16 protein-coding genes are annotated in these 14581 nt (G+C 75.4%); 8 read left to right on the forward strand and 8 right to left on the reverse strand.

Features of this window, described 5'->3' with window-relative positions; translation table 11 throughout:
• Positions 1-143: 143 nt before the first annotated feature.
• Positions 144-809, forward strand: coding sequence for a response regulator (locus NX794_RS18080; protein WP_258779586.1), 666 nt, complete (start codon positions 144-146; stop codon positions 807-809).
• Positions 806-1918: a sensor histidine kinase gene (locus NX794_RS18085; RefSeq protein WP_258779587.1), complete on the forward strand. Its 1113-nt coding sequence runs from the start codon at positions 806-808 to the stop codon at positions 1916-1918. The genes NX794_RS18080 and NX794_RS18085 overlap by 4 nt, the downstream gene beginning before the upstream one ends.
• A gap of 1 nt (position 1919) precedes the next feature.
• Here NX794_RS18085 and NX794_RS18090 read toward each other — a convergent pair whose 3' ends face one another.
• On the reverse strand, positions 1920-2876 hold the full coding sequence (locus tag NX794_RS18090; RefSeq protein WP_258779588.1) for a hypothetical protein: 957 nt from the start codon (positions 2874-2876) through the stop codon (positions 1920-1922).
• 123 nt (positions 2877-2999) lie between these two features.
• Positions 3000-3212: a hypothetical protein gene (locus tag NX794_RS18095; protein ID WP_258779589.1), complete on the reverse strand. Its 213-nt coding sequence runs from the start codon at positions 3210-3212 to the stop codon at positions 3000-3002.
• A 188-nt stretch (positions 3213-3400) separates the two neighbouring features.
• On the opposite strand from NX794_RS18095, the gene NX794_RS18100 reads away from it, so the two are divergent.
• Positions 3401-3859, forward strand: a complete 459-nt coding sequence (locus NX794_RS18100; protein ID WP_258779590.1) for a Crp/Fnr family transcriptional regulator — start codon at positions 3401-3403, stop codon at positions 3857-3859.
• A 39-nt stretch (positions 3860-3898) separates the two neighbouring features.
• A complete protein-coding gene (locus NX794_RS18105) occupies positions 3899-4087 on the forward strand; it encodes a hypothetical protein (protein WP_258779591.1) in 189 nt (62 codons plus the stop codon).
• 102 nt (positions 4088-4189) lie between these two features.
• Here the strand turns inward: NX794_RS18105 and NX794_RS18110 are convergent, their stop codons facing one another.
• The 4 genes from NX794_RS18110 to NX794_RS18125 all read right to left on the reverse strand — a co-directional run bounded on the left by NX794_RS18110 (position 4190) and on the right by NX794_RS18125 (position 7902).
• Positions 4190-4864, reverse strand: a complete 675-nt coding sequence (locus tag NX794_RS18110) for a pyridoxamine 5'-phosphate oxidase family protein (protein ID WP_258779592.1) — start codon at positions 4862-4864, stop codon at positions 4190-4192.
• Between the two features lie 115 nt (positions 4865-4979).
• Positions 4980-5834: a universal stress protein gene (locus NX794_RS18115; RefSeq protein WP_258779593.1), complete on the reverse strand. Its 855-nt coding sequence runs from the start codon at positions 5832-5834 to the stop codon at positions 4980-4982.
• 131 nt (positions 5835-5965) lie between these two features.
• Positions 5966-6850 (reverse strand): universal stress protein, encoded by an 885-nt coding sequence (locus NX794_RS18120; RefSeq protein ID WP_258779594.1) that lies wholly within the window; start codon positions 6848-6850, stop codon positions 5966-5968.
• Positions 6851-6873: 23 nt separating this feature from the next.
• Entirely contained in the window at positions 6874-7902 is a 1029-nt protein-coding gene (locus tag NX794_RS18125; RefSeq protein ID WP_258779595.1) for an alcohol dehydrogenase catalytic domain-containing protein, read from the reverse strand.
• Positions 7903-8058: 156 nt separating this feature from the next.
• On the opposite strand from NX794_RS18125, the gene NX794_RS18130 reads away from it, so the two are divergent.
• Both NX794_RS18130 and NX794_RS18135 read left to right on the forward strand, forming a co-directional pair.
• On the forward strand, positions 8059-8877 hold the full coding sequence (locus NX794_RS18130; RefSeq protein WP_258779596.1) for a universal stress protein: 819 nt from the start codon (positions 8059-8061) through the stop codon (positions 8875-8877).
• Positions 8878-8974: 97 nt separating this feature from the next.
• Positions 8975-9859, forward strand: coding sequence for a pyridoxamine 5'-phosphate oxidase family protein (locus NX794_RS18135; protein WP_258779632.1), 885 nt, complete (start codon positions 8975-8977; stop codon positions 9857-9859).
• Between the two features lie 218 nt (positions 9860-10077).
• On the opposite strand, the gene rpmG is transcribed toward NX794_RS18135, so the two are convergent.
• Positions 10078-10242, reverse strand: coding sequence for a 50S ribosomal protein L33 (gene rpmG, locus NX794_RS18140; protein WP_258779597.1), 165 nt, complete (start codon positions 10240-10242; stop codon positions 10078-10080).
• 275 nt (positions 10243-10517) lie between these two features.
• Between rpmG and NX794_RS18145 the strand changes: the two genes are divergently transcribed.
• Both NX794_RS18145 and NX794_RS18150 read left to right on the forward strand, forming a co-directional pair.
• Positions 10518-11324 carry an SGNH/GDSL hydrolase family protein gene (locus NX794_RS18145; RefSeq protein WP_258779598.1) on the forward strand — a complete coding sequence of 269 codons (807 nt, stop codon included), beginning with the start codon at positions 10518-10520 and terminating at the stop codon, positions 11322-11324.
• Positions 11325-11527: 203 nt separating this feature from the next.
• The gene (locus tag NX794_RS18150; RefSeq protein ID WP_258779599.1) at positions 11528-13195 is read left to right on the forward strand and encodes a sigma-70 family RNA polymerase sigma factor; all 1668 of its coding nucleotides are present in this window, start codon (positions 11528-11530) and stop codon (positions 13193-13195) included.
• A 29-nt stretch (positions 13196-13224) separates the two neighbouring features.
• Here NX794_RS18150 and NX794_RS18155 read toward each other — a convergent pair whose 3' ends face one another.
• On the reverse strand, positions 13225-14457 hold the full coding sequence (locus NX794_RS18155; RefSeq protein ID WP_258779600.1) for an FAD-dependent oxidoreductase: 1233 nt from the start codon (positions 14455-14457) through the stop codon (positions 13225-13227).
• Positions 14458-14581 lie beyond the last annotated feature (124 nt).

Below are 14581 nucleotides of genomic sequence, written 5' to 3' on the forward strand. Positions count from 1 at the left end.
AACCCCCCGGCCGGTCGGCCGGACCTGGCCGGCCGACCGGCCGGGACGCGCCGCCAATCGGCGGGAATCGAGAGGCGCCCGCCGCCGGAGCGGGCCCCGGCGGGTAGACATCACGCGGCTGGCCGGCGAGGAGCGGAGCGCAGGTGATCCGGGTACTGGTGGTCGACGACGAGGCGCTCGTCCGTACGGGCTTCACGCACATCCTGAACGCGGCGGACGACATCGAGGTGGTCGGGGCGGTCCCGGGCGCCCAGGCCGTGCCGAGGGCCCGGGAGGCGCGCCCCGGCGTCGTGCTGCTGGACATCCGGATGCCCGACGTGGACGGGCTGCGGGTCCTGGCCGACCTGCGCCGGCTGCCGGACCCGCCGGTGGTGGCGATGCTCACCACGTTCGACACGGACGAGTACGTGGCGACGGCGCTGCGTTCGGGTGCCGCCGGGTACCTGCTCAAGGACACCGATCCCGAGCAGCTGCCGTATCTGGTGCGCGCCCTGGCCGAGGGCGGGACGGTGCTGTCGTCCAAGGTGACCCGCGCGGTCGTGGACGGCTACCTCGACCAGGACGGCCGCGAGCCCGCCGTCCGGCTGACCGCCCGGCTGACCGAGCGGGAGCGGGCGGTCCTGGTGCTGATGGCCGAGGGGCTGGCCAACACCGACATCGGCGAGCGCCTGCATCTGAGCACCGGGACGGTCAAGGGCCATGTCAGCGCCCTGCTGGGCAAGCTGCGGGTGAGCAGCCGGGTGCAGGCGGCCCTGATCGCCGAGCGCGCCGGGCTGCTGGACGCGTCCCGGGCCGGGGACGAGCGGTGAGCGCGCGGTGGCCGGCGCCCCCGCTGCTGGACGCCGTCCTGCTGCTCGTCTCGCTGGCGGACGCGCTGGTGCGGGTCGACATCGGCTTCCACACGGCCTCGGTCTGCGCGGTGGGCGGGGCCGCGGTCCTCGTGATGCGCCGGCACCGGCCGCTGCTGACCTTCCTGCTGACGCTGCCCTCGGCGATGATCACCGACGCGACGTTCGCGACCACGGCGGCGCTGTACACGCTCGCGTCGTTCAGCCGGCACCGCGTGCTGCTGGCGTTCTGCGCGCTGGCGTACGCGATCATCGACTTCCTGCCGTGGCCGTGGTCGCACGTGCGGGCCTCCGACTTCACGCGCGCGGACTCGCTGCTGCACCTGACCTACACCTTGGCGACCGCGGTCGCCCCCGTCTTCCTGGGCCAGCTCGTGCAGGCCCGCAGGGACCTGTCCCGGCGGCTCGCGGAGATCTCCGAGGCGCGTGAGCACCAGCGGCTGCTGACGGCCCAGAGCGTCCTGGCGAAGGAACGCGCCCAGCTGGCCCGGGAGATGCACGACGTGGTCTCGCACCAGGTCAGTCTGATCGCGGTGCAGGCCGGGGCGCTCCAGGTGGGCAGCCCGGACGCCGAGGCCCGGCGGGCGGCGGCCACGATCCGGCGGCTCAGCGTGCAGACGCTGGACGAGCTGCGGCACATGGTGAGCGTGCTGCGCGCCTCCGGCAGCCGGCCCACGGAACTCACCCCGCAGCCGTCCCTCGCCGATCTCCAGCGGCTGGTGGACGGCAGCGCGATCGACGCCGAGCTGAAGACGGACCTGCCGGACGACCTGCCCGCCGCCGTCCAGCGCGCCGTCTACCGCACGGTCCAGGAGGCGTTGACCAACGTCCGCAAGCACGCGCCGGGCGCGCGAGCCACCGTGCACGTCCGGCGCGCGGACGGCCGTGTGCTGGCCACCATCGCCAACACCGCGCCCACCCGGCCGGCCCTGCCCCTGCCGGGCGCCCACCACGGACTCGTCGGCCTGCGCCAGCGCGCCGAACTCCTCGGCGGCACCCTCACCTGCGGTCCGACGGCGGACGGCGGCTACGAACTCACCCTGGACCTGCCGGCCACCGCCTCGGCGTGAGTCACAGGGCCGCCAGCGCCCGGCGCTGCGCCTGCTCGAACCCGGCCAGCGCGTCCCCCTCGGTCGCCCACGGCCACGGGGTGACCACACCGCCGAGGAGGTCGAAGACGGCCGCGGCCTGCCGGCGCCGGTCGGCGGCCACCAGGGCGTAGGCGAGGAGGTTGAGGTCGGCGAGCGCCTTCGCGTGCCGCAGGAAGCCGGGCTGTGCCCAGGTGTGGGCCACCCGGTCGAGGGCCTGGGTGGCCGCCGTGTGCGACCAGTGGTTGCGTGCCACCAGGGCCTCGACCCCGCCCCGCTCGACGAGGGAGTGGTACTGGAGGACCTGGGCGGTGAGTTCCACGGCGGCGCAGGGGACGTTCGCGGGCATGCGGTGGCCGAGGGAGTCCACGAAGTCGAGGACCTGGACGCGCGATCCGGCCTCCTGCGGGCCGAGGTAGCCCAGCATGCCGAGGTAGGCCTCGCGGTTCCAGCGGTCGCGGGCGAGCACCTCGTTCCAGGCGCCGAACACCTGGGAGCGCTGGAGGCGTTGTACGCGGCCCGCCTCCAGCAGCACCACCCAGGGCGTGGGGTCGTCGGGGGCGAGCGCGGCGGCCCGCAGGCACAGGTCGACCGCCTCGGCCGCGTCCTCGGGGGAGTTGTGGCGGCGGGCGCGGGCGACCTGGGTCCAGGCGTGCAGGGTCAGCGCGTCGGCGCTGCGCGGCTCCCGGACGGCCCAGGACTTCGCCAGTTGGGTTTCGGCCAGGTAGTCCGCGAGGACGCCCATCCGGTGCGCACGGCGGTCCCAGTCGCCCGGCTGCTGGCCGAGGAGCCGGGAGATCTGCGCCAGGCACAGGTCCGTCGTCGCGATGATCCCGGACTTCGTCGTCGCCAGCAGCGACTTCAGAAGCTTGCCCAGGTCCTGGTCGTCCAGTTCCGGGGCGAGGCGTGACCTTTTGCGGCGACTCGAAAGAAATCCCATGCCGGGAGGCTAGGGGCGGCCCGGGATTGCACAAGGTTTACGCCAAGATCGTTATCGATTGCACGACTCTGCCATGGTTACCCGCTCGTATGGTGAGATGACATGCCGTGACCGACCGGTCGGTCAACTCCCCTCGCCCCAGGCGTGCGGACCACCGTCGCGCCACTCGATCCACTCGGCAGCGGACACGTCGTCGGGTTCGATGTCCTCCAGACCGGCCGCCCGCAGGAACTCGACCACGTCGAGCACCGTGTAGGCCATGCCGGCGAAGGAGTCGCCGACCCGGACGCGACGGCCGCCGTCCGACGCGGGCGGGTACACGATCACCTGAAGCACAGCGCCACCCTTGCCGCTGCCCGGCTCCGGCGCACTCGGGGGCGGCCGTACGGGGTACGGCCCGGGGGTGCGCGCCGGGCCGCCGGCCGTCAGGGGCCGAAGGTCCCCTCGTGGGTCCGGCCGGCCCGTGGTGCGGCACCGGCGGCGGGCGCACGCTGGGTCCAGGGACCACGAAGGGAGCCGGTGCGATGACCTCCGCCACCACCATGAACGCGGCGCTGCCCGCCGTACACCGTGAACGGCTGATGGACCTCGCGCGTGAGGTCTCCTTCCCGGTCGGGACACGCCTGTTCGAGGAGGGCCGGCGTGCCGACCGCTTCTGGATCGTGCGCACCGGCACCGTCGCCCTCGACCTGCGGGTGCCGGGCCGCCGTCCCGCCGTGATCGAGACGCTCGGACACGGTGAACTGATCGGCTGGTCCTGGCACTTCCCGCCGCACATCTGGCAGTTGGGCGCCGAGGCGATGAGCCCGGTGCGGGCGTACGAGTTCGACGCCGGCGCGGTGTGCGAGCGCTGCGAGGCGGATCCGGAGTTCGGCCGGGCCATCGCCGTCTGGGTCGGCCGGGTGGTCGCCCAACGGCTGCACTCCTCCCGGGTCCGGCTGCTCGACCTCTACGCGCCCTATGGCAGCGGGGGCGCGGCGTGACCGGTGGGGGGCCGATCGGCGCCCTGCCGGTGCCGGAGGGTGACGGCCCGGGTGGTCGGCGTGGTGACGCTGACCGGCGCGGTCGCGGACTCCGCCCCGCTCCCGCCGGCCGTCCTCATGGGGCGCGGCGTCGAGGACGTGCGGGGCCAGGACTGCCGGCTCACCGAGACGGACGGGGCGACCGGCGCCGGCGACCGAGCCGTGCCGAGCGGGGCTGATCCGGACTGAGCCGGGGCAGGCCCGGGACGTCTCGGAGCGGCGGCCGGCCCGCTGCCGCGGACAGGCTCCGCCTCGGCCGGGGCGGGGCCGCCGCCGAGGCAGCAGTGAGCCTCAGAGCGAGACCCGGCGCCCCGTCACCACCCGGGGCTGGATGCGTACCCACTCCTCGCGCGGGCCGCCGGCCCAGGCCCCGCTGTGGGCCCGGTCCGCGTAGCCGGCCCGCTCGGCGGGGTCGGTCACGTGGTGGGCCGGGCCGCGGACCAGAACGCTCCAGCCCTGGCCGAACGCGTCGTCCACGCGGTCGACCTCGAAGGCCACCCGGGCGCCGGCGGCCAGGGCCGGGGTCGCTCCGCGCGCCGTGCGGAAGACGATGGCACCGTTCACGATCGTGTAGTTGACGGGCACGATCACCGGACCGTCGTCGGTCGTGACGCCGAGCCGGCCCACGCCGTGCGTGCCCAGCAGGGCCTGGCACTCGGCGGGTCCGAGTTCGGTGAGCCGTGGGGCGCTCCCGGCTCGGGCCGGGCCGGGCGGCAGATCGACGGTGCCGCCGCTCAGCTCGGTCACCGTGGTGCGCAGCACCTGGGCCAGCGTGACCAGTACGGCGGGCCGGGGCGCGGCTCCGGGGTGTTCTTCCAGGTAGCGCAGGTAGCTGGGCGCCATGCCGGCGCGCAGGGCCGTCTCCCGCCGGGTGAGGCCGAGCCGGGCGCGCCGGGCGGCCAGCCGGCGGCCCAGGTCGCCGAGTACGGCCTCCGGGGCCGGCCGGGGTGTGGTCTGTTCGGTCATGGCCGTCACGTCCCTTCTCGTCCTCGTCAGGTCTCTTCGGGCCGCGTTCAGGGCAGCGTCTCAAGCGCGCCGGTCTCACCCCTCCAGCTTGCGCGACCCCGCTCGGCGCCACCCGTCACGCTTCCGGTACGACGGCCACGGGACAGGCGGCCCGGTGCAGCACGCCGTGGGCGACGCGGCCGAGCTGGAGGCCGTAGTGGCCCGGTCGGCGGCGGGCGCCGACCACCAGCAGGCCGGCGTCCCGGGACGCGGCGAGCAGGGCGTCGCGAGCGGCGGCCTCGGGCAGCCGCCGTTCGACCCGCAGGGCCGCCGGGGCGTCGTACAGCGCCCGGTGCAGCACCTCGGCCGCCTGCCGTTCCCGCTCCTGGGCCGGTGTGCGGGCGGGGCGCCGCCAGGCGCGTACGGCTTCCAGCGGGACCCCGCGCAGCAGGGCCTCCCCGGTCGCGAACCGCACGGCCGGCGAGCCGGCGGGCCGGTCGCCGACGCCGAGGACGACGGGGCCCCGGGTTCCCGGGCGGACCCGGTTGTCGTGACCGCCGCGCAGCACGACGACCGGGCAGTGGGCGTGACCGGCGACGCTGACGCCGACGGAGCCGAGCAGCGCCTCGGTCATGCCGCCGCGGCCACGGCAGCCCAGGACCACGGCGAGGGCGCTGCGGCTCTCCCGGACCAGCGCGTACTCGGGTTCCTCGGGCAGCACGTCGGTGGTGACCTTCACGTCCGGCTGCCGGTCGTGGGCACGCCGTTCGGCGGCCCGGACGACGTCCTCGGCCGTCACGTTTTCGGCCGTCACCTCCTCGTCCGGGTCGCCGAGCCCGGGTGCGAGCGAGGTGCCCTCGTAGCGTTCCCAGAGGGAGGCGTACACCAGGCGGACCGAGGTGCCGCGCAGGGCGGCCTCGTCGCAGGCCCAGTCCACGGCGCGCAGACTCGGCTCGGAACCGTCGACGCCCACCACCACGGGGAGTGTCATCTTCCCCACCGCCTTTCCTGCTTTCCTGTAAGCGCGGTGCCGTGGCCCGCACTTCACGGTCGCACCGCGGGCGCGGCGGCGGGGAGTGCTCTTCGGCCCGGGGCGGTGGGGACCTTCGGCCCCGCCGGGGGTCAGGCGCGGCCGTCGCCGCGGACGACGGCGACGGGGCCGTGGGCGTGGTGCAGCAGGGCCTGGCTGACCGAGCCGAGCAGCAGGCCGGTGAAGCCGCCCCGGCCGCGGGCGCCGGTCACCGTCAGCCGGGCCTCGCGGCTCGCGTCGATGAGGGCCGGGCGGATCCGGGAGCGCACCAGGCGCCGTTCCACCGCCACACCGGGCCGGAGCGCCTGGAACGGGAGCACCGTCTCGTCCAGCGTCCGCCGCTCCTCCTCGCGCAGCCGGTCGAGGTTCACCACCACGTCCAGCGGGCTGTCGGGGCCGTCGTGGGCGGGTTCGCTCCAGGTGTTCCAGACGTGCAGCGCCACGAGCGGGGCCCGGTGCAGTTCGGCGGCGGCGAAGGCGAACTCCACGGCCGCCGCGCCGGCCGGTGAGCCGTCGACGGCGAGCAGGACCGGGCCGTCCGGATTCGGCCGGCCGCGCGCCACCAGGACGGGGCAGCGGCCGTACGCGGCCAGGTGCACGGCGGTGGAACCGAGCAGCAGGCTGCCGAAGCCGCCGAGACCCCGGCTGCCGACCACGAGCAGCGCGGCGGCGCGGGACTCGATCTCCAGTACGGTCAGCGGCGCCCCGACGGTGACCTCGCGGGTGAGGGCCGTACCCGGTGCCGCCGCGCGGGCCCGCTCCTCGGCCGCGGCGAGGGTGCCGTCGACCAGCTCCCGCATCCCCGCCGAGCCCGGATACCACGGCGGCCCGGCGTGCGGCGGGTGCGCCGGCGGCCACCCGAAGGCGTGCACCAGCCGCAGGCCCGTCCCGCGCAGCTCCGCCTCGTGCGCCGCGGTCTCCACCGCGTCCAGGGCGGACGCCGAGCCGTCCACGCCGACCACGACCGGATCGCTCATGCCCCGTCTGCCTCCCACGTATGTCATTCGCGGTGCAGTACGACCTTCAGGGCGCCGTTGACCGGACCGTCCGCGAACACCTCGTAGGCCTCCTGCATCCGGTCCAGGCCGAAGGTGTGGGTGACCAGCCCGGCTCCGGACAGCCGGCCGAACCGCATCAGCTCCAGCAGCCAGGGGGTGGAGGACGTGTCCACCTGGCCGGTGCTGATCGTGACGTTCTTGCGCCACAGCGTCTCCAGGTGCAGCGGCACCGGGGTGCCGTGCGTGCCGATGGCGGCGATGTGTCCTCCGCCGCGCACGGCGCGGGTGCACAGCACGAAGCCCTCGGGGTCGCCGGATGCCTCGACGACGACGTCGGCGCCGGGTCCCTCGGACAGGTCGGCGATCATGCGGCCCGGGGACTCGGCCACGTCGGCGCCCAGGCGCTCGGCGTCGGCGAGCCGGGCGTCGGCCAAGTCCACGACGACGATCCGGCGCGGCGAGTACAGCCGTGCGACGACCACCGAGGCGAGCCCGACGGGGCCGGCGCCCACCACGACGACGGTGTCCCCCGGCGAGACGTGCCCGTTGCGCACACCCACCTCGTAGGCGGTCGGCAGCAGTTCGGCGAGCAGCACGGCGTCGGGCAGCGGCAGGTCGCAGGGGCGGCGGGTGGTGGAGTGGTCGGCGAACGGCACCCGCACCAGTTCGGCGTGGGTGCCGTCGGCCAGGCTGCCCAGGATCCGGCCGCCACCGCCGAGGCACTGGCCGTAGCGCAGGTCCCGGCACTCGCCGCAGTGCCCGCAGGCCGTCACGGAGGACACGATCACCTGGTCGCCGGGGCGCAGGTGGCGGACCGCGCGGCCGGTCTCCAGCACCTCGCCGACCGCCTCGTGGCCGAGGACGGTGCCCGGCTTCACCTCGGGGCAGTCGCCCCGCCGGATGTCCAGGTCGCTGCCGCAGACGGTGGTGGCGTCGACCCGTACGACGGCGTCGGTCGGCTCCTGGACCGCCGGGTCGGGAACCGTGTCCCAGGAGGTGTGTGCCGGGCCGTGGTAGACGAGCGCTCGCACGGTACTCACTCCCTCGCTCGCTCTCCCCCTCCACGGTCGCCCCGGCGGTTCCGGCGGGCAACACGGCCGTGCCTGGCGGCGCCCCGCGTCCCGTACGAAGCTGGAGTCCCGTCCGCGGTCGCGGTTCGGTGTCCGGCACGAGAGGAGACAGGGGCGGTGACGAATCCCCTGGTGGTCGGCGTCGACGGGTCCGGGTCGAGCCTGGCGGCGGTCGACTGGGCGGCCGACGAGGCGCTGCGCCACGGCCTGGCGCTGCACGTCCTGCACGCGGCCTGCGGTGACCGCGAGGCGTCTGAGGTGATCGGTGCGGCCGCGGCGCGGGCCACGAAGCGGGCTCCGGCGGTGCCGCTGTCCAGTGAGGTGGTGCGCACGGACGCGGCGTCCGCCCTGGTGGAGCGGGGCCGTGCGGCCTTCGCGCTGGTCCTCGGCCCCCGTGGGCTCGGCGAGCTGCCCGGACTGCTGCTGGGCTCGGTCTCGCTCGCCGTCGCGGCGCGCGCCGGGTGCCCGGTCGTCGTGGTGCGGGGCGGGCAGGAGCACCGGGACGCCCGGTCCGGGACGGTCGTCGTGGGTGTCGAGGACGACGGGAGCAGTGCGACGGCGCTGCGGTTCGCGCTCGGCGAGGCGCAGGCGCGCCGCTGCCGGCTGGTCGCCGTGCACGCCTGGAGCGCCCCGCTCGGCGCCTGTACGACAGCACAGGCGCCGTCGTGGCCCCTGGAGGCCCATCTGCGTCCGCCGTCGCAGGTGCTGGACGACTCCCTGCGCGGTCTGGGCGAGCGGTACCGGGAGGCGCGGGTCGAGCGGCGGCTGGTGGAGGAGCCGGCCCGCCGGGCGCTGCTGGAGGCGGCGGCGGAGGCGGACCTGCTGGTGGTCGGGGCCCGGCCGCGGGTGACGTGTCCGGGGCTGCAACTCGGGCTGGTCAACCACGCGTTGCTGCATCACGCGCCGTGCCCCGTCGCGGTCGTGCCCCGGCGCTGACGTCCGGTACGCCGGCCCGCCGGCCGCCCGCCCGTGCGGCGGCGGGGCGCGCGTGGCAGCTTGGAGGGAACGGCACCGCGAGGAGAGGGCGGCGATCATGCACGCGCACCTCGGCGACCAGCTCGTCATCGAGAGCCCGGCGACCGGCTCGGCCCGGCGCGACGGCGAGATCGTCGGACTGCGCCACGAGGACGGCACACCTCCCTACGACGTGCGCTGGTCGGACACGGACGAGGTGACCCTCGTCTTCCCCGGACCCGACGCGCACGTCCGGCACCTCGCATCTGAGCGGCCCAGCCGCGCCGGAGAGCACCGCCACGAGGAGCCGTCGGCCGTGTCCGGCCCCGGCGACATCGGCCGGCGGGTGGCGGTGGAGCGCCGCCGGCGGGGGCTGAGCCGTGCGGAGACGGCCGGCCGGGCCCGGATGTCGCCGGACTACCTGGCCTACCTGGAGGAGCGGCCCGCAGATCCGACGCTCGCCACGCTGATCCGGCTGGCCGACGCGCTGGGCACCACGGTCGGCGCGCTGCGCGGCGGCGCGGACCTCCCGCCCGGACAGGGCCACGCCCTGCTGCACCCGGAGCTGCGGGACCTCACGCCGCGGGAGTGCCGTTCGCTGCTGTCCACGCACGGTGTGGGGCGCGTCGCGGTGTCGGAGCCGGACGGCCGGCCGGCGGTCGTCCCGGTCAACTACGAGGTGGCCGGTGACGCGATCCTGTTCCGGACGGCGCCCGGTTCCGTTGCCGCGTCCGCCGTGGGTTCGGAGGTCGCCTTCGAGGTCGACCACGTGGACGAGGTGCTGAGCCAGGGCTGGAGCGTGCTGGCCGTGGGCCCCGCGAGCGTCGTCACCGACCCCGAGGAGGTGCGCGGGCTGACCCGGCACGCGCACACCACGCCGTGGGCGGGCGGCGACCGCGAGATGTGGGTGGCGATCCGGCCCGCCCGCCTGACGGGCCGCCGTATCACCCCGGCCGGCGGGTGACGGGCGGCGCACCGGCCGGAGTCCCGCGCGGCGGGGCGGCGCGCGTGGTGGGGCGGCGCGCGTGGTGGGGCGGCGCGCGTGGTGGGGCGGCGCGCGTGGTGGGGCGGCGCGAACAGGCCGCCGCCCGGGTCCCGGAGTGCCGGGGCCCGGGCGGTCACCGCCGGTCGCCGCCGGTCGCGCCTATGGCGTCAGCCGGCACCGGCCTCGGTCGGCCTGCGTCAGCGTTCCTCGCGGAAGTCGACGTGCGTGCCGGCCACCGGGTCGTACTTGCGCAGGACGAGCCGGTCCGGGTCGCTGAGACGGTTCTTGCGGGTCACGTAGGTGACACCGGTCCCCGCGGTCGACTTCAGCCTGACGACGGGACGCAGGGTGCTGCGTGCCATGAGCCTCTCCTTCCGGCACACCCCGTACTGACCGGAGCATGCCACCGGTACCAACGTGGCGGCGGTCCGCGCCATTCCCGCCCGGACACCGCCGTCCGAGCGACGGCCCACCGGGTGAATCCGGCCCGCGAAGCGGTACGCCGCAGCAGGCCCGGGACCCGGTCGCGAGCCGTTCCGCGGCAGGGCGCTCGACCGATGGCGGTTACTCACCGGTTCGTCAAGGCGACACCCCGTGACGGACGGTGGACGCCACCCGTCCGAGCTATAGCAGAGACATGAGACGGTCCCGAACAGCGTCCTGCGTGTCCGCGTTCCTGCTCGCCTGCGCCTGTGCGTTCGCCGGCCCGGTGAAGGCGCCCGCCGCGTCGGCCGGAGCCGCACTGGACTACGTGGCCCTCGGCGACTCCTACTCGGCGGGGGTCGGCGCCGGCAACTACGTCGGCGCCGACCGGAGCTGCTTCCGCAGCAACCGGGCCTACCCCGTCCTGTGGGCCGCCGCGCACGCCTCCTCGTTCAGCTTCGCCGCCTGCAACGGCGCCCAGACCGACGACGTCCTGGAAGGCCAGCTCGGCACGCTCGGCCCCGGCACCGACCTGGTCACCCTCAGCGTCGGGGGCAGCGACTCCGGGTACGCCGCCGTGATGGCGATCTGCGTGCTGCCGGGCAGCGGCGCCTGCCTGTCCGCCGTCGCCCGCGCGCACACGTACATCGACGGCACGCTGCCCGGCAACCTCGACCGCCTCTACACGGCCATCCGGGGCCGGGCGCCCGCCGCGAGGGTCGTCGTGCTCGGCTACCCGCACTTCTACCAGCCGCACGGCACCTGCCAGGGCGGTCTGCACGACGCGGAGCGGGCGGCGCTGAACGACGCCGTGGACCATCTCGACCGGGTGATCGCCCGGCAGGCGGCCGCCCACGGGTTCACGTTCGCCGACCCGCGCCGCGCCTTCACCGGGCACGAGATCTGCTCGGTCAGCCCCTGGCTGCGCAGCGTGAACTGGATGAACCTCACGGAGTCGTACCATCCGACGGCCTCCGGGCAGGCCGACGGCTATCTGCCGCTGCTGGCCGACGCGCTCTGAACGCGCGGCCGTAGAACCTCCCGTGGGTGAGGGTCCGTCAGGACACTCACCCACCTGCCTGTGATCTCTCCCATTGCGTTCGCCGGGCTGTCCGACGAACCTCTCTTCGAACGAGTTCCCGAAGAACTGTTATCCGGGGCTCGTCGGACGGTCTCCCATGTGTCGGGCAGCACCGTTCGGCATCGAGGACAGGGAAGCGACAGATGAGTTCACAGCACACGGCGGACACGGCGGCACTGGTCACCGCTGCCCAGGCGGGCGATCCGGGCGCCCAGGACGCCCTGGTCAGCGCGTACCTTCCGCTGGTCTACAACATCGTGGGCCGGGCCCTGAACGGTTCCGTGGACGTGGACGACGTCGTGCAGGAGACGATGCTGCGCGCCCTGCACGCGCTCGGCGACCTGCGCGCCCCCGACAACTTCCGTCCCTGGCTCGTGGCGATCGCGATGAACCAGGTGCGGGCGCACTGGCAGGCCCGGCAGTCGGCACCGGGCGCGGTGGAGGAGGCGCAGGATCTCGCGGACCCGGGCGCGGACTTCGTGGACCTGACGATGGTGCGGCTCCAGTTGTCCGGCCAGCGCCAGGAGACGGCGCGTGCCACCCGCTGGCTGGAGCCGGACGACCGCGCGCTGCTGTCGCTGTGGTGGCTGGAGTGCGCCGGCGAGCTGACCCGGGCCGAGGTCGCGGCGGCCCTGGAACTGTCGCCGCAGCACACGGCGGTGCGGGTGCAGCGCATGAAGGCGCAGCTGGAGGCGGCGCGGGTGGTGGTGCGGGCGCTGGAGGCGCAGCCGCCCTGCGAGGAGTTGCGCGGGATGCTGGTCTCCTGGGACGGCCGGCCCTCGGCGCTGTGGCGCAAGCGCATAGCCCGTCATGCCCGGGACTGCATACGCTGCTCCGGGCTGTGGGGCGGTCTGATGCCCGCCGAGGGGCTGCTCGCGGGGCTGGCGCTGGTGCCGGTGTCGGCCGCGCTGCTCGCCAAGTTCGGTGCGGGTGCGGGCAGTTCGGCCATGGCGGGGGCGGCGGCGCCCGTCGCGGACACCTCGGCCATGCCGGTCATGTCGGTCTCCGCGCACGGGGGTCCGGGCGGCGGGCACCGCGCTTCCGGTGGCCGTGGCGGCTCGCGCGGCGAGGCGCGGCGGCGGCGCCGGCTGCGCCGCCGGGCCGTCGGCGGTGCCGTCCTGGCGGCCTGCGTGGCGGGCGGCGCACTCTGGTACTTCGGGACCGGCTCGGGCGACGGCGACGGCGGCGCCACCGCCGTACGGCCCGCCGACGACACCCTCGCCGACCTCTCCTCCTCCCGCCCGGCCGAGGCCTCGCCGTCGGCCTCGGCCACCTCCCCGAGTCCCAGCGCGTCGCCGAAGAAGAAGGAGAAGAAGAAGCCGAGCCCCTCGGCGAAGACCCCGCGGCCCGCGAAGAAGACCGCCTCGGCCCCCGCGCCCCGCCCGACGCGCACCGCCTCCGCCGCGCCGCCGCCCCAGCCGGCCCCGGCCGGCACCGTGGCCCAGGTGATCGCGCTGGTGAACAAGGAACGGGCGACGGCCGGTTGCGGCCCCGTGACGGAGGATTCCGAGCTGGACAAGGCCGCGCAGGCGCACTCCGACGACATGGCCGCCCGGAACTTCTTCGAGCACACCAACCCCGACGGCGCCGACCCCGGACAGCGCATCACCGCCGCCGGGTACCGCTGGTCGACGTACGGGGAGAACATCGCCAAGGGCCAGCAGACCCCGGAGTCGGTGATGGACTCCTGGATGAACAGCCCCGGCCACCGCGCCAACATCCTCAACTGCTCGTTCAAGAACCTCGGCGTGGGCGTCCACCGGGGTTCGGGCGGCCCCTGGTGGACCCAGGACTTCGGCGCCAAGCTGTAGCGGGCGGGGTGTACGGGGGCAGGGCGCCGTCAGCGGACGGCCGCCGCCGGCGGGCGCTCGCGCAGGGCGCCGTAGGCGATGAAGTACGCCGGGACCCGGCGCAGCCGGCGGGAGCCGGCGACCCGGCGGGCGACGTGCCCGGCCCGCTCGGCGCTGCCGAAGGGCGGGCGCCCGCGCAGGACGGGGCCGATGAAGCGGGCGTGGGCGGTCCGCTGGAGCGTCTGGGCGAGGACGGTGGTGGGCAGGCGGCGGCGCTGCACCCCGCGTACGTCGCCCAGCCGCACCGAGCCCCGGCGCAGCGGTCCCACCAGGTACCGGGCGGCGGCCACGGCGTCCTGCACGGCGAGGTTGATGCCGATGCCGAAGACCGGGGACATGGCGTGGGCCGCGTCGCCGATGCACAGCAGGCCCGGCCGGTGCCAGCGGCGCAGCCGGTCCAGGCGGACGTTCAGCAGTTTGACCTCGTCCAAGGAGCGCAGCGCGGCGACGCGGTCGGCGGTCCACGGGAAGGCGGCGGTGAAGTCGGCGCGGAAGCGGTCGAGTCCGGCGGCGCGGCGCTCGGCGTCGGTGCCCTTGGGGATCATCACGGCGCACTGCCAGTAGTCGCCGCGGTCGATCATCGCGGTCAGCAGGCCGTTCGCCGCGCCGCCGACGAGGCCGCGCGGGTCGCTCTCGTGCCGGGGCAGCCGGAACCACCAGGCGTCCATGGGGCAGGTGTAGCCGTGCGGGCCGAGTTCGGGGCGGGTGCGGGCGAGGGAGCCGCGGCCGTCGCAGGCGACGGTGAGCAGGGCGCGCAGTTCGCCGGTGCGGCCGTCGGCGGTGCGGTAGCGCACGCCGGTGACGCGGCCGGACTCGACGAGGAAGTCCGTCGCCTCGGTGTTCATGCGCAGGTCGAAGGCGGGTTCGCGGCGGGCCTCGGCGGCGAGGAGGTCCAGCAGGTCCCACTGGGGCACCATCGCCACGTAGTTGTAGGGGCCGGGCAGGGCGCCCAGGTCGGCGACCGTGACCATGGAGCGGTCGGCGCCGGCCGGCAGCTGGACGGTGCTCACCCGGCGCTGCGGCAGCCGGGCGAAGCGCTCGCCGAGGCCGAGGTCGTCCAGCAGGGCGAGGGTGGAGGGGTGGACGGTGTCGCCGCGGAAGTCGCGCAGGAAGTCGCCGTGCTTCTCCAGCACGGTCACCTCGACACCGGACCGGGCCAGCAGCAGGGCGAGCACCATGCCCGCGGGGCCGCCGCCCACCACACAGCACGTCGTACGTTCCATGTCGTTCCCGCCCTTCTCGTGGGGCCCTGGGGTGCCGGTACCCGAACACTAATTCGTCACCTGATGAATATCCTACGCTCCTGCCGGGCGGTCCTGTCGAGTGGGCGAACATGCCGCTGAGTGG

The organism is Streptomyces pyxinicus (assembly GCF_024753135.1).
Taxonomy (GTDB): domain Bacteria; phylum Actinomycetota; class Actinomycetes; order Streptomycetales; family Streptomycetaceae; genus Streptomyces; species Streptomyces pyxinicus.

Coding starts and splice junctions, on each gene's coding strand:
- NX794_RS18100 (WP_258779590.1), top strand. CDS start 3,401: ATGACCTCCGCCACCACCATGAACGCGGCGCTGCCCGCCGTACACCGT.
- NX794_RS18150 (WP_258779599.1), top strand. CDS start 11,528: ATGAGTTCACAGCACACGGCGGACACGGCGGCACTGGTCACCGCTGCC.
- NX794_RS18135 (WP_258779632.1), top strand. CDS start 8,975: ATGCACGCGCACCTCGGCGACCAGCTCGTCATCGAGAGCCCGGCGACC.
- NX794_RS18155 (WP_258779600.1), bottom strand. CDS start 14,457: ATGGAACGTACGACGTGCTGTGTGGTGGGCGGCGGCCCCGCGGGCATG.
- NX794_RS18115 (WP_258779593.1), bottom strand. CDS start 5,834: ATGACACTCCCCGTGGTGGTGGGCGTCGACGGTTCCGAGCCGAGTCTG.
- NX794_RS18145 (WP_258779598.1), top strand. CDS start 10,518: ATGAGACGGTCCCGAACAGCGTCCTGCGTGTCCGCGTTCCTGCTCGCC.
- rpmG (WP_258779597.1), bottom strand. CDS start 10,242: ATGGCACGCAGCACCCTGCGTCCCGTCGTCAGGCTGAAGTCGACCGCG.
- NX794_RS18120 (WP_258779594.1), bottom strand. CDS start 6,850: ATGAGCGATCCGGTCGTGGTCGGCGTGGACGGCTCGGCGTCCGCCCTG.
- NX794_RS18110 (WP_258779592.1), bottom strand. CDS start 4,864: ATGACCGAACAGACCACACCCCGGCCGGCCCCGGAGGCCGTACTCGGC.
- NX794_RS18090 (WP_258779588.1), bottom strand. CDS start 2,876: ATGGGATTTCTTTCGAGTCGCCGCAAAAGGTCACGCCTCGCCCCGGAA.